Origin of the sequence: Ruegeria lacuscaerulensis, assembly GCF_013034745.1 — a bacterium.
GTDB lineage: Bacteria > Pseudomonadota > Alphaproteobacteria > Rhodobacterales > Rhodobacteraceae > Ruegeria > Ruegeria lacuscaerulensis_B.
In genome coordinates this window covers 247,811-270,438 of record NZ_WQGP01000001.1, presented here as the reverse complement: position 1 = coordinate 270,438, position 22,628 = coordinate 247,811, and the positions used below count along the sequence as shown (strand labels likewise).

General features: G+C 58.2%; 25 protein-coding genes and 3 tRNA genes. 16 read left to right on the top strand and 12 right to left on the bottom strand.

From position 1 onward, the window contains the following. Window positions 1–2: 2 nt before the first annotated feature. Window positions 3–506: a division/cell wall cluster transcriptional repressor MraZ gene (gene mraZ, locus GOV79_RS01360; RefSeq protein WP_170769201.1), complete on the bottom strand. Its 504-nt coding sequence runs from the start codon at window positions 504–506 to the stop codon at window positions 3–5. Window positions 507–1,416: 910 nt separating this feature from the next. Here mraZ and GOV79_RS01355 point away from each other — a divergent pair. Both GOV79_RS01355 and GOV79_RS01350 read left to right on the top strand, forming a co-directional pair. After that, window positions 1,417–1,644, top strand: a complete 228-nt coding sequence (locus GOV79_RS01355) for a DUF1127 domain-containing protein (RefSeq protein ID WP_170769200.1) — start codon at window positions 1,417–1,419, stop codon at window positions 1,642–1,644. Between the two features lie 487 nt (window positions 1,645–2,131). Further along, a complete protein-coding gene (locus tag GOV79_RS01350; protein WP_170788320.1) occupies window positions 2,132–2,422 on the top strand; it encodes a DUF1330 domain-containing protein in 291 nt (96 codons plus the stop codon). 3 nt (window positions 2,423–2,425) lie between these two features. Here the strand turns inward: GOV79_RS01350 and GOV79_RS01345 are convergent, their stop codons facing one another. Beyond that, window positions 2,426–4,951 carry an ATP-dependent helicase gene (locus GOV79_RS01345; RefSeq protein ID WP_170788319.1) on the bottom strand — a complete coding sequence of 842 codons (2,526 nt, stop codon included), beginning with the start codon at window positions 4,949–4,951 and terminating at the stop codon, window positions 2,426–2,428. A gap of 180 nt (window positions 4,952–5,131) precedes the next feature. Here GOV79_RS01345 and GOV79_RS01340 point away from each other — a divergent pair, with 180 nt between their 5' ends. The 4 genes from GOV79_RS01340 to GOV79_RS01325 all read left to right on the top strand — a co-directional run bounded on the left by GOV79_RS01340 (window position 5,132) and on the right by GOV79_RS01325 (window position 12,127). Continuing rightward, window positions 5,132–6,907 (top strand): sensor domain-containing diguanylate cyclase, encoded by a 1,776-nt coding sequence (locus GOV79_RS01340; RefSeq protein ID WP_170788318.1) that lies wholly within the window; start codon window positions 5,132–5,134, stop codon window positions 6,905–6,907. A 39-nt stretch (window positions 6,908–6,946) separates the two neighbouring features. Next, window positions 6,947–8,083, top strand: coding sequence for an alpha-hydroxy acid oxidase (locus tag GOV79_RS01335; protein ID WP_170788317.1), 1,137 nt, complete (start codon window positions 6,947–6,949; stop codon window positions 8,081–8,083). Between the two features lie 146 nt (window positions 8,084–8,229). Further along, a complete protein-coding gene (locus GOV79_RS01330; protein WP_170788316.1) occupies window positions 8,230–11,667 on the top strand; it encodes a pyruvate carboxylase in 3,438 nt (1,145 codons plus the stop codon). A 76-nt stretch (window positions 11,668–11,743) separates the two neighbouring features. Then, a complete protein-coding gene (locus tag GOV79_RS01325; protein ID WP_170788315.1) occupies window positions 11,744–12,127 on the top strand; it encodes an MAPEG family protein in 384 nt (127 codons plus the stop codon). Between the two features lie 15 nt (window positions 12,128–12,142). Here GOV79_RS01325 and GOV79_RS01320 read toward each other — a convergent pair whose 3' ends face one another. Continuing rightward, window positions 12,143–12,439, bottom strand: a complete 297-nt coding sequence (locus GOV79_RS01320) for a hypothetical protein (RefSeq protein ID WP_170788314.1) — start codon at window positions 12,437–12,439, stop codon at window positions 12,143–12,145. A 4-nt stretch (window positions 12,440–12,443) separates the two neighbouring features. Between GOV79_RS01320 and GOV79_RS01315 the strand changes: the two genes are divergently transcribed. The 3 genes from GOV79_RS01315 (at window position 12,444) to GOV79_RS01305 (ending at window position 13,579) form a co-directional block, all read left to right on the top strand. Then, window positions 12,444–12,518: transfer RNA gene (locus GOV79_RS01315), tRNA-Gly, on the top strand. A gap of 36 nt (window positions 12,519–12,554) precedes the next feature. Beyond that, a tRNA-Gly gene (locus tag GOV79_RS01310) sits at window positions 12,555–12,629 on the top strand. Window positions 12,630–12,712: 83 nt separating this feature from the next. Then, window positions 12,713–13,579, top strand: coding sequence for a GNAT family N-acetyltransferase (locus GOV79_RS01305; protein WP_170788313.1), 867 nt, complete (start codon window positions 12,713–12,715; stop codon window positions 13,577–13,579). On the opposite strand, the gene GOV79_RS01300 is transcribed toward GOV79_RS01305, so the two are convergent. Next, window positions 13,576–13,815 (bottom strand): Lrp/AsnC family transcriptional regulator, encoded by a 240-nt coding sequence (locus GOV79_RS01300; protein ID WP_170769191.1) that lies wholly within the window; start codon window positions 13,813–13,815, stop codon window positions 13,576–13,578. The genes GOV79_RS01305 and GOV79_RS01300 overlap by 4 nt on opposite strands. Before the next feature lie 155 nt (window positions 13,816–13,970). Here GOV79_RS01300 and hisB point away from each other — a divergent pair, with 155 nt between their 5' ends. After that, the gene (gene hisB, locus GOV79_RS01295) at window positions 13,971–14,558 is read left to right on the top strand and encodes an imidazoleglycerol-phosphate dehydratase HisB (protein WP_170769190.1); all 588 of its coding nucleotides are present in this window, start codon (window positions 13,971–13,973) and stop codon (window positions 14,556–14,558) included. Further along, window positions 14,559–15,197, top strand: coding sequence for an imidazole glycerol phosphate synthase subunit HisH (hisH, locus tag GOV79_RS01290; protein WP_170788312.1), 639 nt, complete (start codon window positions 14,559–14,561; stop codon window positions 15,195–15,197). A gap of 4 nt (window positions 15,198–15,201) precedes the next feature. Here the strand turns inward: hisH and GOV79_RS01285 are convergent, their stop codons facing one another. Next, on the bottom strand, window positions 15,202–15,600 hold the full coding sequence (locus GOV79_RS01285; protein WP_170784082.1) for a DUF2147 domain-containing protein: 399 nt from the start codon (window positions 15,598–15,600) through the stop codon (window positions 15,202–15,204). Between the two features lie 132 nt (window positions 15,601–15,732). Here GOV79_RS01285 and hisA point away from each other — a divergent pair, with 132 nt between their 5' ends. Beyond that, a complete protein-coding gene (gene hisA, locus GOV79_RS01280; RefSeq protein WP_170788311.1) occupies window positions 15,733–16,452 on the top strand; it encodes a 1-(5-phosphoribosyl)-5-[(5-phosphoribosylamino)methylideneamino]imidazole-4-carboxamide isomerase in 720 nt (239 codons plus the stop codon). Between the two features lies 1 nt (window position 16,453). Here the strand turns inward: hisA and GOV79_RS01275 are convergent, their stop codons facing one another. Continuing rightward, window positions 16,454–16,846, bottom strand: coding sequence for a DUF302 domain-containing protein (locus tag GOV79_RS01275; protein WP_170769827.1), 393 nt, complete (start codon window positions 16,844–16,846; stop codon window positions 16,454–16,456). A gap of 174 nt (window positions 16,847–17,020) precedes the next feature. Here GOV79_RS01275 and hisF point away from each other — a divergent pair, with 174 nt between their 5' ends. Genes hisF through GOV79_RS01260 form a run of 3 tightly spaced genes read left to right on the top strand, consistent with a single transcriptional unit; the run spans window position 17,021 to window position 18,719 of the window. After that, the gene (gene hisF, locus GOV79_RS01270; protein ID WP_170784078.1) at window positions 17,021–17,782 is read left to right on the top strand and encodes an imidazole glycerol phosphate synthase subunit HisF; all 762 of its coding nucleotides are present in this window, start codon (window positions 17,021–17,023) and stop codon (window positions 17,780–17,782) included. After that, window positions 17,779–18,096 carry a phosphoribosyl-ATP diphosphatase gene (locus tag GOV79_RS01265; protein ID WP_170788310.1) on the top strand — a complete coding sequence of 106 codons (318 nt, stop codon included), beginning with the start codon at window positions 17,779–17,781 and terminating at the stop codon, window positions 18,094–18,096. The genes hisF and GOV79_RS01265 overlap by 4 nt, the downstream gene beginning before the upstream one ends. 32 nt (window positions 18,097–18,128) lie before the next feature. Further along, the gene (locus GOV79_RS01260) at window positions 18,129–18,719 is read left to right on the top strand and encodes a hypothetical protein (protein ID WP_237217913.1); all 591 of its coding nucleotides are present in this window, start codon (window positions 18,129–18,131) and stop codon (window positions 18,717–18,719) included. 1 nt (window position 18,720) lies between these two features. Here the strand turns inward: GOV79_RS01260 and GOV79_RS01255 are convergent, their stop codons facing one another. The 4 genes from GOV79_RS01255 to rlmB all read right to left on the bottom strand — a co-directional run bounded on the left by GOV79_RS01255 (window position 18,721) and on the right by rlmB (window position 21,004). Then, window positions 18,721–19,191 carry a CoA-binding protein gene (locus GOV79_RS01255; RefSeq protein ID WP_170788309.1) on the bottom strand — a complete coding sequence of 157 codons (471 nt, stop codon included), beginning with the start codon at window positions 19,189–19,191 and terminating at the stop codon, window positions 18,721–18,723. Window positions 19,192–19,390: 199 nt separating this feature from the next. After that, entirely contained in the window at window positions 19,391–19,801 is a 411-nt protein-coding gene (locus tag GOV79_RS01250) for a YHS domain-containing (seleno)protein (protein ID WP_170769183.1), read from the bottom strand. Window positions 19,802–19,947: 146 nt separating this feature from the next. Further along, window positions 19,948–20,250 carry a hypothetical protein gene (locus GOV79_RS01245; protein ID WP_170769182.1) on the bottom strand — a complete coding sequence of 101 codons (303 nt, stop codon included), beginning with the start codon at window positions 20,248–20,250 and terminating at the stop codon, window positions 19,948–19,950. Continuing rightward, window positions 20,231–21,004, bottom strand: coding sequence for a 23S rRNA (guanosine(2251)-2'-O)-methyltransferase RlmB (gene rlmB, locus GOV79_RS01240; RefSeq protein WP_170769181.1), 774 nt, complete (start codon window positions 21,002–21,004; stop codon window positions 20,231–20,233). Before rlmB ends, GOV79_RS01245 begins: the two co-directional genes overlap by 20 nt. Window positions 21,005–21,120: 116 nt before the next feature. On the opposite strand from rlmB, the gene GOV79_RS01235 reads away from it, so the two are divergent. Then, a tRNA-Tyr gene (locus GOV79_RS01235) sits at window positions 21,121–21,204 on the top strand. A 137-nt stretch (window positions 21,205–21,341) separates the two neighbouring features. On the opposite strand, the gene GOV79_RS01230 is transcribed toward GOV79_RS01235, so the two are convergent. Both GOV79_RS01230 and GOV79_RS01225 read right to left on the bottom strand, forming a co-directional pair. Further along, window positions 21,342–21,863 (bottom strand): DUF2478 domain-containing protein, encoded by a 522-nt coding sequence (locus tag GOV79_RS01230; protein ID WP_170788308.1) that lies wholly within the window; start codon window positions 21,861–21,863, stop codon window positions 21,342–21,344. Window positions 21,864–21,934: 71 nt separating this feature from the next. After that, window positions 21,935–22,600: an NnrU family protein gene (locus tag GOV79_RS01225; RefSeq protein WP_170788307.1), complete on the bottom strand. Its 666-nt coding sequence runs from the start codon at window positions 22,598–22,600 to the stop codon at window positions 21,935–21,937. Window positions 22,601–22,628 lie beyond the last annotated feature (28 nt).

The window sequence follows — 22,628 nt, the reverse complement described above, 5'->3', positions numbered from 1 at the left end:
CGCTACGCGTCCCCGGCGCCGTCTAGGAATTCCAGCGGATCGAAATCGTCCGGCTGATCATCCAACCACTCTTCGGCGGCGGCGAGTTCCTCGGATTCGTATGTTTCCGGCTTCCAGATTTGGAATGTATCGCCCGCGGCGATAAAGAAGGCCTCGCCCTCGAGACCGATTTTGCTGCGCAGCTTGGCCGGCAGCACCAGACGTCCGGTTTCATCCACGGTTGTTGGAAAGGACTGCCCGTGGAACATGCGCTGCAACATCTTCCGCTGCATCGACCCGCGCGGCAAAGCGTCGATCTTGGCATCGACCTCGTCGATCGCCTGCATTGTATAGCATTCCAGAAATTTGCGGCGATGGTCGCCGTAGACGATCACCAGCTCAGGTGTGTCACCGGGCTGCCAGTTCGGATCAGAGGATTCAAGCACGCGGCGAAACGAGGCCGGGATCGAGACCCTGCCTTTCGTATCCACCTTGTGGTGGCTTTCACCTCTAAACCTGCGCGCCAAGACGACTGTCCCTTTCGCTTGCGCCCCACTTGAACTTCACGTTCCCCCCGGATGAAAAACGGCGGGTTGATCTGCTGCCACCGATCAACCCGCCGCATTAGCCCGCTGAGCGGGAAGTCCAGCTGCGCGCGCCACCTGGGGGGATGTCTGCTCGCCCGCGCGCCGGATCTCTTGAATGATGAAAGCGAGATGCCTGTATGAAACCTGTATTTTATTGGTTCGGGGTCGTTTGATGCCCCATGTGCCTCGTCCTCATCGGATGAATAAGGGATGCCATGGGAATTCATGGAAAGCAATGGAAAATTTCACCGCAAAATTGCCGATTCTACAAATCTACCTCAAAAATCGAGGTCAAGTGCAAGCTATCAACACAATATATAGACGATAGACCCCAAGTTATGCCGATATATACGCATACTGGAGCACTTCCCCGAATTCCCATTAATTCCCAAAAAATTTTCCTATCAAGCAGGAATTCTAGATAATCGGCATTTCCGCAACAGATTTTCGGGACGAATCGATGGCGATGAATCGCAGGCTTTCCATAAGATCCATTGAGCAGACAACGCTTCGCCCATGAATTCCCATGCCCTTCTGGTACAATAGTTCAGCAGCGCGACTACAAAAGCATCGCTAAACGGATGCACAAATTTCGGAAACCCCGCACAAAGAATTTGCAGAAAACCCGCATCAAGGATCAAGCTGACATTTCTTCCGAAAAGTGTAAAAGCTGAAAACCTTTATTTTTAAGGCACTTTCTTCCCAAAAACGCCAACCGGTTGATATCCATGCATTTGCTGCATAGCGGCATTGACGACGCGAACCATTGTGCAATCGCAGCATTTGCCTATTTTCAATCTCAAGCAAACGCCGGAACGCCCGGCAACACGGAAACACACAGGTTTTACTCATGGCCGCAGCAACACATCAAACCGCGCTCAAAAGTTCACCGGCAACCGGCATGGCTTCATTGATCGACGCGGCAAAGATCCGGTTCGCGCGCTATCGCGTCTACCGTCGGACAGTGAATGAACTGTCCGAATTGTCGAACCGAGAGCTGGCTGATTTGGGCCTGCACCGCTCGATGATCCGACGCCTTGCGCTGCAAGCGGCCGAAGAGCAATTCGCGCGCACTTAAGCGCAACCATATACCGAGATCAGGTCCTTCCTCCTCCCTTTAGGACCTGTATTTCAGCGGCGGCATCTCTCCTCCTCCCTGATGTCGCCGCAGATTATACCGGCCCTGAACGCCGGAACGCGATACACCGGGTTCTCCTCCTCCCTTTCCCGGTGTTGAAAGCGCGCGGCGACGTCTCTCCTCCTCCCTGACGTCGCCGCGACTTAAACATACCGGGATCAGACCCGGACGAAGATACATCAGGGCTCTCCTCCTCCCTGCCCTGATGTTGAAAGCGCGCGGCGACACCTCTCCTCCTCCCTGGTGTCGCCGCGACTTAGACATACCGGGATCAGACCCGGGTTCAGATACATCAGGGCTCTCCTCCTCCCTGCCTTGATGTTGCAAAGAACGGCGGTTCCCCTCCTCCTCCCTGGGAACCGCCGTTTTTCTTTTTTCGGCCCATTTTGTATGGTGATGGAGTGTTGGCTTAGTTCAGGAGCATTCCATGGCCGCGTATTTCATCGCTCAGATATCGATCCACGATCCCGACGGGTATCAGAAATATCTGGAAGGCTTCATGCCCATCTTTGATCGACACGGAGGGCGCCTGCTGACGGTCTCGTCAAAACCGGTCGAAGTGATCGAAGGCGTTTGGGAAAAAGATGGGATCGTTCTGATGGAGTTCCCCAGCCTCGAAGCCGCAAAGGCATGGAAAGACGACCCCGACTATATCGAGCTGGCCAAAATCAGGCAGAATACAGCCTCAGCCAATTTAGTTCTGGTTGACGGATTGTGACCGCTAAAACGGCACGTCGTCCTTGGCGGTCAGGAAACGCGCAACTACTTTTTTGACGCCTGCCTTGTCGAAATCGACCTCGACCTTGTCGCCCTCGATACCGATCACCGCGCCGTAGCCGAATTTCTGGTGAAAAACCCGCTCACCCAGAGTGAAACTGGCCACTGCGGTCGCATCAATCACCGTATTGCGGCTTTCGCGGGGCTGCGACATCCCATATTGCCCCTGCCGCGCCTGCATCCGCTTCCACCCCGGTGAGTTGTAGACATCCGCCTTTACCGCGCGTGTTTCAATGGTCGCTGCCGGTTGAGCACCGCCATAAAGCCCCGGAGGCGTCAACACTTCCACATGATCCTCGGGCAATTCGTCGATGAAGCGCGATGGCATCGCATTCTGCCACTGCCCGAACACCCGCCTATTGGCCGCGAAGGAAATCGTACAGACCTCTTCAGCGCGCGTGATGCCCACATAGGCCAGACGCCGCTCTTCCTCCAAACCCTTGAGACCGGATTCGTCCATCGATCGCTGCGAGGGGAACAGACCATCCTCCCACCCCGGCAGGAACACGGCGGGAAACTCCAAACCCTTAGCCGCGTGCAGCGTCATGATCGAGACTTTGGCCCCGTCGCCGTCCTGCTCATTGTCCATGACCAGACTGACATGCTCCAAGAACCCCTGCAGGTTCTCGAAATTGTCCAACTGGTTGACCAGTTCCTTGAGGTTTTCCAACCGCCCCGGTGCCTCGGGCGTCTTTTCATTCTGCCAATGGGCCGTATAGCCGGATTCGTCCAACACGATCTGCGCCAGTTCGATATGCGAGACCTCGGGCTCACCAAACCGCAGCGGAGCACCGTCGTCGATGACCGAGTCATCCTCGACCTCGATCCGCGGCCCGCGCGTCATCGCATTCCAACGCGCCAGCCCCTCGATCAATTCGCGCAGCGCCTTGCCGCCTTTGCCCTTGATCAGCCCATTGTCGACCGCAATCCGCGCCCCATCGACCAGCGACACGCCATTTTCGCGCGCGGTCATCTGGATCGTCTGCTGCGCCTTATCGCCCAAACCACGTTTGGGCGTGTTCACGATCCGCTCGAACGCCAGATCGTCGCCGGGGCTGACCACAAGCCGGAAATAGGCCATGGCATCGCGTATCTCCATCCGCTCATAGAACCGAGGGCCACCAATCACCTTGTAAGGCAACCCGATGGTCAGAAACCGATCCTCGAACGCGCGCATCTGGTGCGAGGCGCGAACAAGGATGGCGATTTCATCCAGATTCATCGGACGAATCCCACGCGTGCCACCTTGCAGCGCGTCGATTTCCTCGCCGATCCAGCGGGCCTCTTCCTCGCCATCCCAATGGCCGATCAGGTTGACCTTGTGACCGTCTTCTGCATCCGTCCAAAGCTCTTTCCCCAAACGGTTTTCATTGCCCCGAATGACATTCGAGGCAGCGGCCAGAATATGCGGGGTCGAGCGGTAATTCTGCTCCAATCGCACCACAAACGCGCCTGGGAAATCCTTTTCGAACCGCAAGATGTTACCCACCTCGGCCCCGCGCCAGCCATAGATCGACTGGTCATCATCGCCCACGCAACAGATATTCTTGTGCCCCCCGGCCAGCAGTCGTAGCCACAGATATTGAGCGACGTTGGTGTCCTGATATTCGTCCACGAGGATGTATCGGAACCAGCGTTGGTACTGTTTCAACACATCCTCGTGCTGCTGAAAGATCGTGACCATGTGCAGCAACAGGTCGCCGAAGTCGACGGCGTTCAGCTCCAGCAGTCGGCGCTGATACGCGGCGTAGAGCTCAATGCCTTTGTTGTTATACGCTCCGGCATCTGCAGCGGGCACTTTGTCGGGCGTCAATGCGCGGTTCTTCCAATCGTCGATAATTCCGGCCAACATACGCGCCGGCCAGCGCTTGTCGTCAATATTGGCTGCCTGAATCAATTGCTTGAGAAGACGCAACTGGTCGTCGGTGTCCAGAATGGTGAAGTTCGATTTCAAGTGAAGCGCTCGATCGGCAACTTGCTCTTGTGGACGAGGAACTGGTCCAACATCATAGTTTGAGGCTTCTTGCATCCCCAATGGATCGACAAGCCCATCAGATTTGTCTGCGGCCGGAAGCACCTGACCATCTCCAACCAATTCCGCATGTCGGCGCAGCAGCTTGACGCAAATTGAGTGGAAGGTCCCCAGCCAAGGCATTCCCTCGGCCGGCTGGCCCAACAATCGACCCACACGATTTTTCATTTCGCGCGCGGCCTTGTTCGTGAATGTCACCGACAGAATCTCATTCGGGCGGGCTCGCCCGGTGCTGAGCAGATGCGCGATCCGCGCTGTCAGCGCTTTGGTTTTACCCGTTCCCGCCCCGGCCAACATCAGAACTGGACCTTCCAAACGCTCCACCGCCTCGCGCTGCGCAGAGTTCAGATCGTCCAGATAGGGGGAAGGTCGCGCAGCCATCGCGCGCGCGGACAGGGATGCGCCCTCGAAGGCGTCCATTTCGTCGGAACTGCTCATACCCGCAAACTACGCCGGATCAGTCCCGAGGGAAAGAGTTTGTTCACCCCTTGTTCGCAAAGAGTTTTGTAGAAGGTTCCAATCAATTCTAATCAACTCCTGTGATTTGCGCAGACAAAAGTTAACCTTCCGTCAAAGCTTGCACCTGATGCTTCCAGCCAAAGAAGTGGGAGCGCGAAAATGGAAACCAATACAGAAACAACCGGGGCATCCCGCTTGAAAATGGCCGCCATCATATTGACTTTGATGGCTCTGACTGCGGTGTCCGGCTGGGGAATCTATGCGGTACCAACGCCGGTCGTAGATCGGATGCTGGAAGCAGACCTGCGTAAAGAAGCAACGCAACTGGGCAAACAAGTCACCTCTCATCTTAATGATGTAGAAGCCACGTTCCAGACGGGATCTATTGGAATTCATGACCAGGAGTTTCTGGAACTGTTGCCGGCGACTTCGGACATCTACCGATTTAAACTGTTCAATGCGGATGGCGGCGTGTTCTGGTCGACCCGGTCTGCGGACGTGGGAACCGTGAATTCCAAGCCCTATTTTCAATCCGTTATCCGGCAGGGAAATATCTATTACAAACACGAAGAAAAACCTCTGACCGAAGTCGACGACTATGAAGGAACGGCCATTCACGCCTCTGGTCCTGAAACCCGTCATGTGGCCGAAATCTATACGCCAATCATCCGCGACGGTGAGTTTCTTGGCGCGATCGAATTCTATTCCGACATCACCGATGTTCGAAATCTGTTCATTGATCGCGTTCGCTTGTCGCTTTTCATTCTAAGTGCCGTTGCGCTTCTGGCCTTCAGTATCGTGACGCTGGTTGTCTATCGCAGCAACCGCCGACAGATGCGTAGCCTACGCGGGCGTGCGGTGAAAGAGCGCCAATTGATGGATGAACAACTCCGCCTGGCCCGCGAAGTTCGGTTACTGGGCGAATTGAACGAGTGGCTGCAATCCAGCCAGTCTCTGGATGAGCTTTTCGACATGGTTTCACGGTTTATGACGCATATCCTGCCCGAGGCCGAGGGGAGCGTCTATGTTTATTCGAACTCCCGCGATGTGCTGGATGGCTGCGCCAGTTGGAACGGGGCAGAGCATAAGGCGCATATTCATCCCGAAGGCTGTTGGGGCCTGCGGCGCGGCCGCACCTATGAGTTCGGCGCGTCCGAAATTGATTTCGTCTGCGAGCACGCCGAACCGCATGATGGTCGCCCGTATTTCTGCTTTCCGATCCTCGCACATGGCGAAACTGTCGGATTGCTGCACTTGCGAGCGTTGGAGGGGCGTAAAGATTGCTTCCATTCCAGCAAGAAATTGGCTCAACTTTGCGCCGAACAGATCAGTATGGCGATTGCCAACGTGCGGATGCGTGATCAACTGCATGACCAATCTGTCCGCGACCCGCTGACCGGGCTTTTCAATCGCAGACACATGACAGAGACTTTGCGCAAGTCCATCAACCGCAGCCAACAGACCGGTGCCCCGCTGAGCTTGATTGCAGTGGATGTGGACCATTTCAAGAAGTTTAACGACACCCATGGGCATGATGCGGGTGACATGGTTTTGCGGGCGGTTGGCTCGGCGCTGGAGCAAGGATGCGACCGGGATGAGGTCGCCTGCCGGATCGGAGGAGAGGAATTCATGTTGATCCTGCCGGACAATCGCCCAGAGGAAGCTGTAACCCGCGCAGAACACTTGCGTCAGACGGTCGAGGCGGTCACGGTTCGCTACGGTGAAAAGGCGTTGCCGCGCATCACGATTTCGGTTGGCGTGGCCCACTATCCGGCCCATGGGGCAATGCCGCAGGATCTGATGCGCGCGGCGGACGACGCGCTATACGCGGCCAAGGATAAAGGGCGCAATCAGGTGCAGATGGCCGGCGATGCGCAGAACGCACCAGAAGCTCTTCGTCCCGTGAAAACCGCTTTGGGCAAAGCAAAACCTTAAAATCCTTGCCGAATCGCCCGTTTGGTCAGATCAAACGGCATGGATCTACACAGCCTCTACCCCGGCATAGCCGACCTGAAACGCCGTGCGCAGCGTCGTATCCCTCATTTCGTATGGGAATATCTGGACAGTGGCACGGGAGTCGAAGCGACCCTGCGCAGGAATCGTGTCGGATTAGATCGCCTGGGGTTCGCACCTTCGATCCTGCACGGCCCAATCGAATGCGACACACAGGTGGAATTTCTGGGTCGCACCTATCCTATGCCTGTTGGCGTCGCGCCTATCGGGATGGCGGGATTGATCTGGCCGGACGCCGAGGGGCTGCTGGCCCGTGCAGCCGCAGCAGCCAGACTGCCCTTCACGCTGTCGAATGTCGCCGCCCAAAGCCCCGAGGATGTCGCCCCGCATCTGGGCAATGACGCGTGGTTTCAACTGTATCCGCCAAAAGACCCGGATATCCGGCGCGACCTGTTGGACCGAGTTGGGCAAGCCGGGTTCTCAACCCTTGTACTGACCGCAGATGTTCCGGTTGCGTCCAGACGCGAACGGCAGACACGCTCCGGGCTGACCAATCCGCCGAAGCTTACACCAAAGCTACTGGCTCAGATCGCACAACGCCCGGCTTGGGCCATGGCCATGGCACGCAACGGGCCTCCGCGTATGCGGACTTTGGACAGATATACCGACAACTCAAGCAACCTGCCTCCGACGGCGCATGTGGGTTACCTACTCAGAACTTCGCCGGACATGGAATATGTGCACTGGCTGCGCGATGCGTGGGACGGGCCGCTGATCGTCAAGGGCGTGATGCGCCCCGAAGATGCCGAGCCGTTGAAGCAAGCGGGGGTGGACGCGTTGTGGGTCTCGAATCACGGGGGGCGGCAATTTGATGGCGCGCCAGCCGGAATAGACGTGCTGCCCACCATCCGCGCGGCAACCGACCTGCCGTTAATCTTCGACAGCGGCGTTGAAGGCGGCCTCGATATCTTGCGTGCGCGCGCCGCCGGAGCGGATTTTGTCATGTTGGGACGGGGCTTTATGTATGCCCTGGCCGCGCTGGGTGCTGCGGGACCAGCGCATGTCATCGACATATTACGACAGGATCTGAAGGCCAATATGGGACAACTAGGAGCCCGAACGCTGGAAGAAATCCCACCAATTTTAACGCTGGATTGATGCTGCACCGCAGCATGTGTATGAAGAAAGCGCCACAAAAGGGCGTTTGCGAGCGTTAACATGCCGGTTCTACCCAGAACGACTGATATACGCGCACGTATTGTCCGCCTATCAACACGGCCAAACCACAAAGACCGGGACCGACAATGACCGACTTCAAAAAGATCCTGATTGCCAACAGGGGCGAGATTGCCATTCGCGTAATGCGCGCAGCCAATGAGATGGGCAAACGCACCGTTGCCGTCTTTGCAGAAGAAGACAAGCTGGGCTTGCATCGCTTCAAGGCGGATGAGGCCTATCGCATTGGCGAGGGGCTGGGCCCGGTTGCTGCTTACCTCAGCATTGACGAAATCATCCGCGTTGCCAAGGAATGCGGTGCAGACGCGATCCACCCCGGCTATGGGCTTCTGTCGGAAAATCCGGACTTCGTGGATGCCTGCGTGCAGAATGGCATCACCTTCATCGGCCCCAAGGCCGAAACCATGCGCGCCCTTGGTGACAAAGCGAGTGCCCGCAAGGTTGCCATCGCCGCCGACGTGCCGGTTATCCCCGCCACGGAAGTTCTGGGCGACGATATGGCCGCGATCAAAGCCGAAGCCGCCGAGATCGGGTACCCGTTGATGCTGAAAGCCAGCTGGGGCGGCGGCGGACGCGGGATGCGCCCCATCAACTCGGAAGACGAGCTGGAAGAAAAGGTTCTGGAAGGCCGCCGCGAAGCCGAAGCCGCCTTTGGCAATGGCGAGGGGTATCTGGAAAAGATGATCACCCGCGCCCGCCACGTCGAAGTTCAGATACTGGGCGACAAGCATGGCGAGATTTATCACCTATACGAACGTGACTGTTCAGTTCAGCGCCGCAACCAGAAGGTCGTGGAACGCGCCCCTGCCCCGTATCTGAGTGAAGAACAACGTGCGGAAATCTGCGAGCTGGGTCGCCGCATCTGCGCTCATGTAAACTATGAATGCGCGGGCACGGTTGAATTCCTGATGGATATGAATACCGGCAAGTTCTACTTCATCGAGGTGAACCCGCGCGTACAGGTCGAACACACTGTCACCGAAGAAGTCACCGGCATCGACATCGTCCAGGCTCAGATCCTGATCGCAGAGGGCAAGACACTGTCTGAGGCCACCGGCAAAGCCAACCAAGATGAGGTACAACTGAACGGTCACGCCCTGCAAACGCGCGTAACGACCGAAGATCCGCTGAACAACTTTATCCCGGATTATGGCCGCATCACTGCCTATCGCTCGGCCACTGGTATGGGCATCCGGCTGGATGGCGGCACGGCCTATGCGGGCGGGGTGATCACGCGGTATTATGACTCGCTGCTGACCAAGGTTACTGCCTGGGCGCCAACGCCCGAGAAAGCAATTGCGCGGATGGACCGCGCGCTGCGCGAATTCCGGGTGCGCGGTGTTTCGACCAATATTGCGTTTGTCGAGAATCTGCTGAAACACCCGACCTTCCTGTCGAATGAATACACCACCAAATTCATCGACGAAACACCAGACCTGTTCACCTTCAAGAAACGCCGTGACCGGGGCACCAAGGTTCTGACCTATATCGCGGATATCACCGTAAACGGGCATCCCGAAACCAAAGACCGCCCAATGCCACGCGCCGATCTGAAAGACGCGCGCCCACCTGCGTTGAAGGGTGAGCCCAAGATGGGCACCCGCAACCTGCTGGAACAGAAAGGTCCGCAGGCTGTTGCCGACTGGATGAAAGCGCAGCGCCAGCTGCTGGTCACCGACACCACCATGCGTGACGGGCATCAGTCGCTGTTGGCCACCCGGATGCGCTCGATCGATATGATCAAAGTGGCTCCGACCTATGCTGCGAACCTGCCGCAGTTGTTCTCAGTCGAATGCTGGGGCGGTGCGACCTTTGATGTAGCCTACCGCTTCTTGCAGGAATGCCCGTGGCAGCGCCTGCGCGACCTGCGCGAAGCGATGCCGAACCTGATGACCCAGATGCTGCTGCGCGGCGCGAACGGTGTTGGCTACACCAACTACCCCGACAACGTGGTGCAGGAATTCGTCCGTCAGGCGTCGCAGAATATCGACGTGTTCCGCGTGTTCGACTCGCTGAACTGGGTCGAGAATATGCGCGTGGCGATGGATGCAGTCGTTGAGAACGGAAAGATCTGTGAGGGCACCGTTTGTTATACCGGTGATATTCTAGACCCGGATCGCTCGAAGTATGACCTGAAATACTATGTCGGCATGGCGAAAGAGCTGCGCGATGCAGGTGCTCATATCCTTGGCCTGAAAGATATGGCGGGTCTGCTGAAACCGGCCTCGGCCAAAATCCTGATCCGCGCGCTGAAAGAAGAGGTCGGTCTGCCGATCCACTTCCACACGCACGACACTGCTGGCATCGCAAGCGCCACCATTCTGGCCGCGTCCGAGGCGGGCGTGGACGCGGTGGATTGCGCGATGGACAGTTTCTCGGGCAACACCTCGCAAGCGACGCTGGGTACCGTGGTCGAGGCGCTGCGCCATACCGAGCGTGATACCGGTCTGGACATCAAAGCCATCCGCGAAATCAGCGATTACTTTGAGGCGGTGCGCGGCCAATACGCCGCCTTCGAATCCAGCCTGCAGGCCCCAGCCTCCGAGGTCTACCTACACGAAATGCCCGGCGGTCAGTTCACCAACCTCAAAGCGCAGGCGCGCAGCTTGGGGCTGGAGGAACGCTGGCACGAGGTCGCCCAAATGTATGCCGACGTGAACCAGATGTTCGGCGATATCGTCAAGGTGACGCCCTCGTCCAAGGTGGTTGGCGACATGGCGCTGATGATGGTCAGCCAGGGCCTGACCCGTGCTGACGTGGAAAGCGCGGATACGGATGTGGCCTTCCCCGACTCGGTCGTGGACATGATGCGCGGCAATCTGGGCCAGCCTCCGGGCGGGTTCCCGGACACGATCATCAAGAAGGTGCTAAAGGACGAATCGCCCAACACCCAGCGCCCCGGCAAGGACGTGCCTGCGGTCGATCTGGAAGCCACCCGTGCAGATCTGTCCAAGCAGTTGGATGGCAAAGAGGTCGACGACGAGGACCTGAACGGCTACCTGATGTATCCCAAGGTCTTCCTGGATTACATGGGCCGCCACCGCACATATGGTCCAGTCCGTACTCTGCCTACCCGCACCTTCTTCTATGGTATGAATCCGGGTGAAGAAATCACAGCCGAGATCGACCCCGGAAAGACGCTGGAAATCCGGTGTCAGGCCATTGGCGAGACAGATGAGAACGGCGAGGTCAAAGTCTTCTTCGAACTCAACGGGCAACCCCGCGTCATCCGCGTGCCAAACCGATTGGTAACCGCGTCCACACAGGCTCGCCCCAAGGCCGAAGCGGGCAACCCAAACCACGTGGGCGCTCCGATGCCCGGTGTTGTGGCCACTGTCAGCGTGACTTCAGGTCAGGAGGTAAAAGAAGGCGATCTACTGCTCACCATCGAAGCGATGAAGATGGAAACCGGCATCCATGCCGAACGCGACGCTGTGGTGAAGGCCGTCCATGTCCAGCCAGGCGGTCAGATTGACGCTAAGGACCTACTGGTCGAACTGGAATGAACGACCTAGTTTAGCTTCCAACTGGAGGGCCGCCCGGAAATCCGGACGGCCCTTTTCATGCGTCAGGGAGAAAAACATGCTGTCCATCACACCTATCTACGCCGCCGTCCTGGCGCTCATCTACATCGCTCTCAGCGGTTGGGTCATCACTAAACGCCGTGGCCACAAGATCTCTTACGGTGATTCCGGCAATAGCGAGATGCTCAAGGCGATCCGAACCCATTCCAACTTCGTCGAATACACCCCGTTCGCGCTGCTGCTGATCGCCATGGTCGAGCTTCAGGGCGCAAGCGGCCTGCTCGTCAATCTGCTGGGGCTGAGTTTGCTGGCCGGGCGCGTCCTGCATGCCTATGGGTTCGGCAAAACCCCGCAGATCGTTATCTTTCGACAGCTTGGTATGGTGCTGACATTCACCGCTCTTCTGGTCGCCGCTCTCGCGAACCTTGTTCTGGCGCTTTAGCCGCTGTTGCCGGGATCATCCCATCAGAACGCGTGTTTCAATCTTCGGAGCTTTCATAAGCTCCGGTTCCGCCTCGCCCAACCGGTCACCGTCCTGCAGGCAAAATGCAGATGTCAAAACAATCAATGCGGCTAACAACGCCATTTTCATGTCTGCTATACGCGTCATATCCTCTGCTCCATCCTGTTGGTTTTGCAACGCTCTATGACTTGAACACGTCAGACCGGCATTTCCGTCGAAAGATTTTTCCTTTTTTTTGTATTTTTCCGCTTGCAGCCCCGCGTGGGAATTTATACATCCCTCCTCACTCAACGGCGCGGGCGTAGCTCAGGGGTAGAGCATAACCTTGCCAAGGTTAGGGTCGGGCGTTCGAATCGCCTCGCCCGCTCCATTGAGAGGTCTCCGGACCAAAACATATGTATCTGATGCGGGCGTAGCTCAGGGGTAGAGCATAACCTTGCCAAGGTTAGGGTCGGGCGTTCGAATCGCCTCGCCCGCTCCAGATACAGCATTTTTTCAAACTTTACTGGTGTCTTGCGGGATGTTGCGTCATTCTGAGGTCGTTAACGATTGCAGGATGTTATTATGTCCAACTACACCATCCGCCCTCTGACCGAGGCGGAAGTCAAACAAGCCGTGGACTGGGCTGGCCGCGAAGGCTGGAACCCCGGGGTCCACGATGCCGAGTGTTTCAGGCCCACAGACCCCGACGGATTTATGGGCGGTTTTCTGGATGGGGAGATGGTCGCTTCGGTCTCAGCCGTGAATTACGACGATGCGTTTTCCTTTCTGGGATTCTACATTGTCCGACCGGAATATCGCAGCCATGGTCACGGGCTTGAAATCGCAGGCCACGCGCTGGCCCATTGCGAAGGCCGCAATATGGGGCTGGATGGAGTGGTCGAACAGCAGGACAACTATCGCAAATCCGGCTTCACATTTGCCTACAACAACTACCGCTTCGGCGCGCGGGTTCGGGATGTGCTGCCCAAGCTGGGGCAAGTTCTGGGCAATGGTGTAGCCTCGCTGTCAACCGCCAGCGAAGCTCTCAAAGCCTATGACCGCCAACTGTTTCCAGCGGCGCGCGACAACTTCCTGCAAAGCTGGCTGGGGGCCACCAGCCATATCTCTCGGGTTTATACCGAAAGTGGCCAGATCAGGGGCTATGCCACCCTGCGCCCCTGCAAGACGGGGTACAAGGTTGGCCCGCTGTTTGCCGACGACGCTGCAATAGCGCAGGCGCTGCTGGCAAGCCTCTTGGCGGCCATTCCCGTGGATCATCGCGATCACGATGTCTTTGTCGACATGCCGCAACCCAATGTGGCAGCATTCGCCATGGCCGATCAACTGGGATTGGACAAAGTGTTCGAAACCGCGCGGATGTATTCCGATCACGAACCGGATATCGACCTCAGCCGGATCTTCGGCGTGACAACGTTTGAACTGGGTTAGAACGCCTTGAACGTCATTGTAGTCAGTGATCGTTCGATGCCGGGAATCACCAGCAGATTTTCGTTGATGAAATGGCCCACATCCTCTGCCTCGGGGATGTAAAGCTTCAGCAACAGATCGTATTCGCCGCTGGTCGAGTACAGCTCGGAGTGGATTTCGCGCAGAGCGATTTCTTCGGCCACTTTGTAAGTGGTGCCGGGTTTGCAGCGGATCTGGATGAAAACGCAGGTGGACATGGGCCGGACCTTGTTGGTTTGAGTTGCTCGCAAGCTGGCACGGGGCGGGCCGGGGTGCAATCCCCTGCAACAGATTGCGGCGAATGCTACATGCGCTCTGGATATGGCCGCCCTACCCCGTCTATAAGCGCGCCTGTAGCAAAAGGAATTCGCCCATGCGCAGCGCAAAGATCAGCCGTCAGACCGCTGAGACCGAGATCACCGTCGAGGTCAATCTGGATGGCACCGGCACCTATGACAATCAGACCGGTGTGGGGTTCTTCGATCACATGCTGGATCAGCTGGCGCGTCACTCGCTGATCGACATGACCATCCGCGCCAAGGGTGACTATCACATCGACGACCACCACACGGTCGAGGATACCGGCATCGCGCTGGGCCAGGCGTTGACGCAAGCACTGGGCGACAAGAAAGGCATCCGTCGGTACGGCGAATGCCATCTGCCTATGGATGACGCACAGGTGCGTTGCGCGCTGGATCTATCGGGCCGTCCGTTCCTGATCTGGAACGTGGACCTGCCGACAGCCAAGATCGGCACGTTCGACACCGAGTTGGTGCGCGAATTCTTTCAGGCGCTCAGCACCCATGGCGGCGTCACGCTGCATATTGACCAGCTGCACGGTTTCAACAGCCACCACATCGCCGAGGCCGCCTTCAAGGCCGTCGCCCGCGCCCTCCGCCTGGCGGTCGAGACCGACCCGCGTAAGGCGGATGCGATTCCGTCCACGAAAGGCGCGCTGTAAATGCTGACAGCGATCATCGACTACGAAAGCGGCAACCTGCACTCGGCCGAAAAGGCGTTTCAGCGCATGGCGCGGGAATTGGATGCGGGTGAGGTTGTTGTGACCTCGGATGCAGATGTCGTAGCGCGCGCCGACAGGTTAGTCTTGCCCGGTGACGGAGCCTTTCCGGCCTGTGCGGCCGAACTGCGTGGGCACAAGGGTATCCACGACGCTATGGTTGAAGCGGTGGAGCAGAAAGGTCGCCCGTTTCTGGGCATTTGCGTCGGGATGCAGCTGATGGCGTCAACGGGCCACGAATACACTGACACCAACGGACTGGGCTGGGTTGCGGGCGATGTTGTGCGGATTGAACCGTCAGACAGCGCGCTGAAAGTGCCGCATATGGGCTGGAACGATCTGGTGCTGGAAAGCGATCACCCGGTGTTTTACGGAGTGGAATCCGGCGATCACACCTATTTCGTCCATTCCTACCACTTCCGGGTTACTGACCCGGCGCAGCGTCTGGCTTATGTGGACTATGGGCAGGAGGTCACGGCCGTGATTGGCCGTGACACAATGGTTGGAATGCAGTTCCACCCTGAAAAAAGTCAGGATGTGGGGCTGCGCATGATCGGAAACTTCCTAACCTGGGCCCCATAAGGGCTTACTGAACGCGCGACCAGGTCTGGCCGCGGCAGATCAGACCACCCGCGACACAGCCTTTGACGGTCAACGAGTTGCCGCTCAGCGCCATTTTCGAGTTATACGTCTTGTCGCGGTCCGGTGCCCAGATCTTACCGTTGTCATAGGCTCCGCCACCTTCGGGAATCATGTCCCAGATCATCTGTTTGCCGTCATGCTCGTAGTTCAATACCTGGTTGCCTGACGCATCAAAAGCGCTATCGATGGTGCCGCAGATTGCGCTGCCGCACTCGGCAATCGACACGTGCAGATATTCGCCGTCATCACCGGGCTCTGTTTTCCAGATGCCATCTACAGGATCGGCGGACGCGACGGTTGCCAGTGCCGTCAGGGCTGCTGCCGCAAGGATCGTGTGTTTCATAGAAATCTCCCTTTTACCCCCATAGTCTGTCCCGAATATCGGTCTGTGAGCAACTATGACCCCGCGTCGCGTTGCATCCCCTACCTGCCTTGTGCGATATCCCGCCACAACGACAGTGAAAGAAGGCCCGATATGATCCTTTACCCCGCCATCGACCTCAAAGACGGCCAGGCCGTGCGCCTGTTGCGCGGTGAAATGGAGAAGGCAACAGTGTTCAATGACGACCCGGCGGCGCAGGCTAAAGCCTTTGTCGATGCCGGGTGCGAATGGCTGCATCTGGTTGATCTGAACGGTGCTTTTGCCGGTGAGCCGGTCAATGCTGCTCCGGTCGAGGCGATTCTGGCCGCCTGTAAAGTTCCTGCGCAGCTGGGCGGTGGGATTCGTGACCTGAAAACGATCGAAACCTGGATCAGCAAGGGGCTCGCTCGCGTGATTCTGGGCACCGTGGCGGTCGAAAACCCCGATCTGGTCCGCGAAGCGGCGCGCGAATTCCCCGGCAAGGTCGCCGTGGGAATCGACGCACGCAACGGCATGGTCGCCACCAAAGGCTGGGCCGAGGAAACAGACGTGCAGGTCACAGACCTTGCCCGCAGTTTTGAAGACGCAGGCGTCGCGGCCATCATCTATACCGATATCAACCGCGACGGCGCGATGCAGGGCCCGAATATCGAGGCGACCGCCGCCCTCGCCCGCGCCGTATCGATCCCGGTGATCGCTTCGGGTGGTGTCAGTTCGTTGGACGATCTGATCGCCCTGCGCGATTGCGGCGTAGAGCTGAATGGCGCCATCTCGGGCCGTGCACTCTATGATGGCGCGATTGACCTGAACGAGGCCATTCGCGCTCTAAAGTGACTTACTGTGCGGCAGCGGCGGTCAGCTTGGCCAGCGCGCCGCGCATCTTTTCGACGACGGGCGCGTTAGAGACGCCATTCAAATCGTCCAAGGTCTCTTTCGGGTCCTCATAGGCCAGCCAGACCTGCCCCTCGGCGTCCTCATAAGCCTGAACCTTCAGCGGCAGGAACAGCCCGGCGCGCGGATCGATCTGCATGGCGGGCGTGCCCAGCGCAGGGTTGCCGAAGATCAGCACCTGATTGGCTGGAATTGGCGTGCCCACCTTCTCGGCCCCTGCGGCGTGGTCAACGCGGGCAAAGACCGTTGCGCCTGCATTGCCAACGGCAGCCTCGAGCGCGTCCAGCGCCTCGGTCACGGATTTGTCTGTTTCAACTTTGATGATGTCGTCTGCCATGGCGGACAGTGCCCCTCCGAATGTGAGTATTGAAGCCAGAATAAGATGTCGCATCTCGATAATCCTTTTCATGAATTTCATCCTTAATTTCCACGGCTTCGCGGCAGATCACAATCACAAGTCTGGCATCGGCGGGGCTTTGCCGTTACAGGTGCGCCAACAAAGGACATCGCCATGCTGAAAACCCGCATCATTCCCTGCCTGGACGTCGCTGATGGCCGCGTAGTCAAAGGCGTAAACTTCGTGGGTCTGCGCGATGCCGGCGATCCGGTGGAATCGGCCAAAGCCTATGATGAGGCTGGTGCGGATGAGATCTGTTTTCTGGACATCCACGCCACCCATGAAAACCGAGGCACCATGTTCGATGTAGTGCAGCGCACCGCGGAACAGTGTTTTGTCCCCCTGACCGTGGGCGGCGGCGTGCGCACCAAGGATGACGTTCGGGCGCTGCTGCTAGCGGGGGCGGACAAGGTCAGCTTCAACTCGGCCGCCGTGGCCAACCCCGCTGTCATCGCCGAAGCAGCGGACCAGTTCGGCAGCCAGTGCATTGTCTGCGCCATCGACGCCAAAACCGTCAGCCCCGGCAAGTGGGAGATTTTCACGCATGGCGGTCGCAAGCCCACTGGTATTGACGCTGTCGAGTTTGCCAAAACCGTTGTCGCCAAGGGCGCGGGTGAGATTCTGCTAACTTCGATGGACCGCGACGGCACCAAGGCGGGGTTCAACCTGCCCCTGACCCGCGCGATTTCCGATGCGGTGGACGTGCCGGTGATCGCCTCGGGCGGGGTCGGCAATCTGGACCATCTTGTCGAAGGCGTGACCGAAGGCGGGGCCAGCGCCGTCCTGGCAGCCTCGATCTTCCATTTCGGCGAATACACCATCCGCGAGGCCAAGGAACACATGGCCGCCGCAGGCATCCCGATGAGGCTGACATGAGCATACTGCACGATCTGGCCGCCACGATTGAGTCCCGCAAGGACGCTGACCCCGACAGCAGCTGGACCGCCAAGTTGTTGGCGAAGGGCCCCGAAAAATGCGCCGAGAAGTTCGGAGAAGAGGCCATCGAGGCGATTATCGAAGCCACCAAAGGCGACGTGAAAAAGTTGACGTCAGAGGCTGCGGACGTACTGTATCATCTGCTTGTCATGCTGGCGGCCCGCGACGTGGCGCTAGACGATGTGCTGACTGAACTGGCTCGCCGTCAAGGCATCAGTGGCATCGCAGAAAAAGCTGCGCGTTCAAAGGGGTGACGACCGTCACAATCGCGCTTTAAGATGGCTGCATGACCCTTCGCTTAGGAATCTTGGCGCTGATCAGGCCGATTTTGTTCATGCTGGCCCTTGTACTGGGCGCTTGCGCGACCGCTCCTCGGTCGACGCCGGAGGATGTGCAGCGTTTGGCCACTGAAATACGAAGCCTCGGGCCGGGCATCGACCCTGAAGAGGCAGACCGGGCGGCCCAGATCGCCTATGCCTATACCGCACAGTTGGCGAAGGAATATCAGATCACCGATCCTCCGTTGATCCATAATGCCAAGGTCAACAAGGGCCTGCGTCCCCGCGGGCTGTGCTGGCACTGGGCCGAGGACATCGAACGCCGCCTGGATCAGGAACAGTTCCGAACGCTTGAGATGCACCGCGCCATTGCGAATGCCGACAACCCATTTCGAATCGACCACAGCACGGCGATTATCAGCCGCAAGGGCGAGACGATGTATGACGGCGTGATTCTGGACCCCTGGCGATATGGAGGCGTCCTGTTCTGGGCCCCCCTGCCCGAGGACACCCGATATGACTGGGTCCCGCGCGCGGTCGTTTTGGAAAAACGACGCGCCGAACAATACGGTGCACTGCTGCCCTATGCAGGCGAATAGCTCAAAGCTTGGATGAGATCACTCCGGTGGCGAACCCACCCATACGCAGCTCTCCGAATAGGCGTTGGTATTCGATCTTGGGGCAACGGTTCATCACAACATCCACCCCGCGCGCCTGCGCCTTGGCGGCCGCTTCGGGATGTTCTACGCCGATCTGCATCCAGATCGTGCGCAGGTTCGGGAAGCCGTCCAACGCCGCGTCGACGATCGGGGGAACCGCCTCGGACCGGCGAAAGATATCGACCATATCGACCGGTTCGTCGATTTCAGACAGGGACGCCCGCACCGTATTGCCGAACAAGTCTTTGCCCGCATGTCCGGGATTGACCGGAATGACCGTGTAGCCTTTCAACGACAGGTAGCGCGCCACGTAATAGCTGGGGCGCACCGGATTCATCGACACACCAACAACGGCCACTGTCTTGGTACGTTTCAGGATGTCAGTCAGGAAAGCATCGGAATAGTCGGTCATGCGGCCACCTTATGCGCCAAGGACCAAAGAAAAAAGCGCCCAGGTAAAGACCCGGGCGCAAGGTGTTGGAACGAGGGACAGTGAAATGACCCGCGGCAGTTCCGTTCCGCGGTCACTGTGACATTTAAGCATGTCTTGGTTAAAAAAAAGAGGGGGAGCGCATTTTTGTGATGACAGATCACGAAAAGCGGAACTTCGCCTAGTTTTCGTAAAGGACAACGGGCCAATGCGCCTCGGCCATTTCGATGTAACCGGCAGTATCCTGTATCCACATACGCTCAATCTCGCGCGAGTGAGTCAGATAGAGCCGCCCGTCAATCACACGCCACAGCGCTGGGTCGGTACTGACCAGCTCACCCTGTGCCATCGCATAAGCGCAATAGCCGCCGAATTGCGGGGCGTAGGCCCGTGGGTTCATCTCAAACGCGGCTTGGTTTTCGGCTGTTGCAAAGTGCCATTCAGCCCCTTTCCACACGACCGAATACTCTGGCAGACCGCGAACAGGTGCACCATCCCCGAAATAGGACACCACATCATAGCCGGCCATAGCTGCGCCGTCCGTTTTGTAGAAAACGGGCAATTCCTGCGCAAACGCGGCAGGAGCAATCATAGCGGCACAAATTGCACCAAAGAGAAAACGTCGGTTCATCATCATAGCGCGTTCATTAGAAAGTCAGGGTATCAAGATGCAATTCTTTAACGCATCTGAAACCCCAATTAACGCGGATGTGAACGGTCGTGCCCGAATAAACTGAGTTAGTCGAAAATATCCTCTATCACATCCCACGCCTCATCGAACACGCGCGAGAATACGCCCTTTTTCTTCTTCTTTTTGGCTTTCCGTGGCTTTTCGTATCTGCGATCCGGTTTGGGCTCGGGCAGTTTACGCTTGGGCACCATTTTCAGGTCGTGCAAGGGTGCGCCGCAGCTTGAGCAACTAAGCTCATGACGCTGCTTGCCTTTCAGCACCAATGCGGCCCGCGTGCCGCAATAGCAGCAGGTGGCAATTTTCGAAGGGGTGGAAATGGCGCGCTCCTGTCTATCTGTGTCTCGATGCATATAGGGCAATCGCCGCCGCATTTGAGACGTTCAGAGACCCAAAACCGCCCGCTGCGTCGATTTTCACCAGATGATCCACGGTTTCTTTGGTCTTTTGCCGCAATCCCGGCCCCTCAGCCCCCAGCACCAAGGCGACCGGCTGGTCGAACCGGCCATCCAGCGTCTCTTCAATTGTTTGCTCGGCCTCTCCGTCCAGGCCCAGGACCAGAAAACCCATATTCTGCAGCTCGACAATGGTATCGGCCAAATTGCGCATGCGCAGGTATGGTTGCCGCTCCAACGCGCCGCTGGCCGTTTTGGCCAAAGCGCCAGTTTCCGGGGCCGAGTGATGTCGCGTGCCGATGACCGCACTGGCCCCCAGGACCTCGGCCGAGCGCAGAATCGCCCCCACGTTATGTGGGTCGGTTACACGGTCCAGCAGGATGACACGCGGGTGTTCACGCCCGATACAGTTCTCGGCCAATCCGCCCCAGTCCAGCGGCTTGACCTCAAGCGCCGCGCCCTGATGCACCGAGCCGGGATCGATTGGAGCCGTAAATTTCCGCGGATCGACCATTTCGGCCTCGACCCCTGCAAATTCAATGGCTTCGCTCAACTTGTCACGGGCATTCCGGGTTACGATCAGGCGCAGCTTCTGACGTTTCGGGTTCATCAGGGCATCGCGCACAGCGTGCAGGCCGAACAGCCACACGGTTTCAGAAGCCGCCGCCTTGCGCGCCTGTTCCTTTTCAACGACCCACTTGGGTTTCTTCATTTCTTGGGCCTCCGGGCCGGGAATTCGGTTTCCTGCGCCAAAGCGGTATTTTCCTGTTGACGCTCGTTTAAGGCGCTAGTAATCACGCCTCCACGTCAGGTGCAACGCCTGACAGTGGGCGACAGGCCGCAAGGTGTGGCAGGGGACTGTAACTCCCTCGCGGAGACGCACGCCTGGTTCGATTCCAGGGTCGCCCACCATCTTCCCTAGATGGTGACAAAGCGCAACATGCTGCATTCGGTGCGTCGCGTTTTCTGGCTTTCCCGATCGCCTTTTTGCAAAAAACGCCCTTGGCGGACCAAAGGCGTTTTGTCGACTTACCTGCAAAGGACTTGGCTTAGGCAGCATCAGCCCGCTGAGCGGAAACACGGTTGAACCAGTCGATGATCGCATCCAGATCTGGTGCAATTTCTTCCGCGGCGCCGCCGGTAAAGTCCTGAAATTTCTCTTTGTTCAGGCCATTCACGCCGACCAGAACCGGGATGTCCTGTGCCAGTGCCTCGGCGATGACGGGACGAAAGCCACGCCCGTCGGCTTCGTGCTTCCCGAATTTGTTGACGATCAGCAACTGCGGCGCATCCTCCAGCGAGGCCGTGACATAGCCCACGGCTTGCTCCAGCGCGGCAGGGTCCAGACGGCAGCCGCGCGACTGCGTTCCCAGCGATTGCGAGATGCGGATAGTCTCACCTTCGGGCAGGACACGCACGTCCATATCGCACTTGGTGTTGTCGGCACATTCGGTGTTGGTTTGCACCACACCCGACAGCCGGGCACCGGATTTCAAAAGCTGTTCTGCGGTCGCGCTTAGCAAGCGGTCGGTCGCGCCGCGATCGGTGGTGGTTACATAGGCCAGGTACATTCAGGGACCCTCGTCGTAAAACTGTGACATTCCAGATAGCACGCAAGATGCGGTCCGGCCACTCTTCTGCGCTACGGCAGCGGAGAAAGCCCGATCACAGCTGCGTGCAGGTGAAGCAGAACCGCAAAAGCAGCAAGTGAGGCCAGCCAGACCCAAAGGGGCGGCCAGGGATGCGGGGCGCGCAGGGAAAAGCGCGCGGTGTTCCGGGACAGACGGACCCATTCGATGCCCATCTCGCGGGATTTGCGCCGGTCGATCAGAGCCATACCCATTGCGGCAAAGCCCCCAAACAGACCGAACAGGATCACATGCGACAGGCTGCCATTGGCCAGCAGATGCGCCAGTGCCCAAAGCATCAGCGCCGCCAGCACCGGATGGCGCGTGCTGCTCAGGATGCCCGGGTTTTCCGGATCAAACGCGCGCTGACCCAGCCCGCCGAACGAGAACGGGTTCTGGATCGCCATCCCGGAGACGGCCAGCCAGCAAACCACCGGCATGACCAGCAAAGGCACCCAGCGGAAAAGCGCCCAAGGCGGGATTACCTCGACATACGGTGCCCGGGCGGCAGCGATAATCAACCAGCCCAAAACCAGAAGTGACAGCACGGAATAAGCCGCGAAGTACCCCTTGCGCCCCAGCGCCGTGATCAAATGCCCGCGTACGGCGGGACGCGCCGGGATGGCATGTGTCAGCAGAAAGGTGATCAGCGCTGCAAGGAAGAGAACCCAACCGGTCATAAGATGCTCCGAACCTGTTGCGTTCGGT

What these genes read in the sequence shown, in the direction of transcription:
- GOV79_RS01355 (WP_170769200.1), top strand. Translation starts at nt 1,417, where the DNA reads ATGGCCGCAGCAACACATCAAACCGCGCTCAAAAGTTCACCGGCAACC.
- GOV79_RS01350 (WP_170788320.1), top strand. Translation starts at nt 2,132, where the DNA reads ATGGCCGCGTATTTCATCGCTCAGATATCGATCCACGATCCCGACGGG.
- GOV79_RS01345 (WP_170788319.1), bottom strand. Translation starts at nt 4,951, where the DNA reads ATGAGCAGTTCCGACGAAATGGACGCCTTCGAGGGCGCATCCCTGTCC.
- GOV79_RS01340 (WP_170788318.1), top strand. Translation starts at nt 5,132, where the DNA reads ATGGAAACCAATACAGAAACAACCGGGGCATCCCGCTTGAAAATGGCC.
- GOV79_RS01335 (WP_170788317.1), top strand. Translation starts at nt 6,947, where the DNA reads ATGGATCTACACAGCCTCTACCCCGGCATAGCCGACCTGAAACGCCGT.
- GOV79_RS01330 (WP_170788316.1), top strand. Translation starts at nt 8,230, where the DNA reads ATGACCGACTTCAAAAAGATCCTGATTGCCAACAGGGGCGAGATTGCC.
- GOV79_RS01325 (WP_170788315.1), top strand. Translation starts at nt 11,744, where the DNA reads ATGCTGTCCATCACACCTATCTACGCCGCCGTCCTGGCGCTCATCTAC.
- GOV79_RS01305 (WP_170788313.1), top strand. Translation starts at nt 12,713, where the DNA reads ATGTCCAACTACACCATCCGCCCTCTGACCGAGGCGGAAGTCAAACAA.
- GOV79_RS01300 (WP_170769191.1), bottom strand. Translation starts at nt 13,815, where the DNA reads ATGTCCACCTGCGTTTTCATCCAGATCCGCTGCAAACCCGGCACCACT.
- hisB (WP_170769190.1), top strand. Translation starts at nt 13,971, where the DNA reads ATGCGCAGCGCAAAGATCAGCCGTCAGACCGCTGAGACCGAGATCACC.
- hisH (WP_170788312.1), top strand. Translation starts at nt 14,559, where the DNA reads ATGCTGACAGCGATCATCGACTACGAAAGCGGCAACCTGCACTCGGCC.
- GOV79_RS01285 (WP_170784082.1), bottom strand. Translation starts at nt 15,600, where the DNA reads ATGAAACACACGATCCTTGCGGCAGCAGCCCTGACGGCACTGGCAACC.
- hisA (WP_170788311.1), top strand. Translation starts at nt 15,733, where the DNA reads ATGATCCTTTACCCCGCCATCGACCTCAAAGACGGCCAGGCCGTGCGC.
- GOV79_RS01275 (WP_170769827.1), bottom strand. Translation starts at nt 16,846, where the DNA reads ATGGCAGACGACATCATCAAAGTTGAAACAGACAAATCCGTGACCGAG.
- hisF (WP_170784078.1), top strand. Translation starts at nt 17,021, where the DNA reads ATGCTGAAAACCCGCATCATTCCCTGCCTGGACGTCGCTGATGGCCGC.
- GOV79_RS01265 (WP_170788310.1), top strand. Translation starts at nt 17,779, where the DNA reads ATGAGCATACTGCACGATCTGGCCGCCACGATTGAGTCCCGCAAGGAC.
- GOV79_RS01260 (WP_237217913.1), top strand. Translation starts at nt 18,129, where the DNA reads ATGACCCTTCGCTTAGGAATCTTGGCGCTGATCAGGCCGATTTTGTTC.
- GOV79_RS01255 (WP_170788309.1), bottom strand. Translation starts at nt 19,191, where the DNA reads ATGACCGACTATTCCGATGCTTTCCTGACTGACATCCTGAAACGTACC.
- GOV79_RS01250 (WP_170769183.1), bottom strand. Translation starts at nt 19,801, where the DNA reads ATGATTGCTCCTGCCGCGTTTGCGCAGGAATTGCCCGTTTTCTACAAA.
- GOV79_RS01245 (WP_170769182.1), bottom strand. Translation starts at nt 20,250, where the DNA reads ATGCATCGAGACACAGATAGACAGGAGCGCGCCATTTCCACCCCTTCG.
- rlmB (WP_170769181.1), bottom strand. Translation starts at nt 21,004, where the DNA reads ATGAAGAAACCCAAGTGGGTCGTTGAAAAGGAACAGGCGCGCAAGGCG.
- GOV79_RS01230 (WP_170788308.1), bottom strand. Translation starts at nt 21,863, where the DNA reads ATGTACCTGGCCTATGTAACCACCACCGATCGCGGCGCGACCGACCGC.
- GOV79_RS01225 (WP_170788307.1), bottom strand. Translation starts at nt 22,600, where the DNA reads ATGACCGGTTGGGTTCTCTTCCTTGCAGCGCTGATCACCTTTCTGCTG.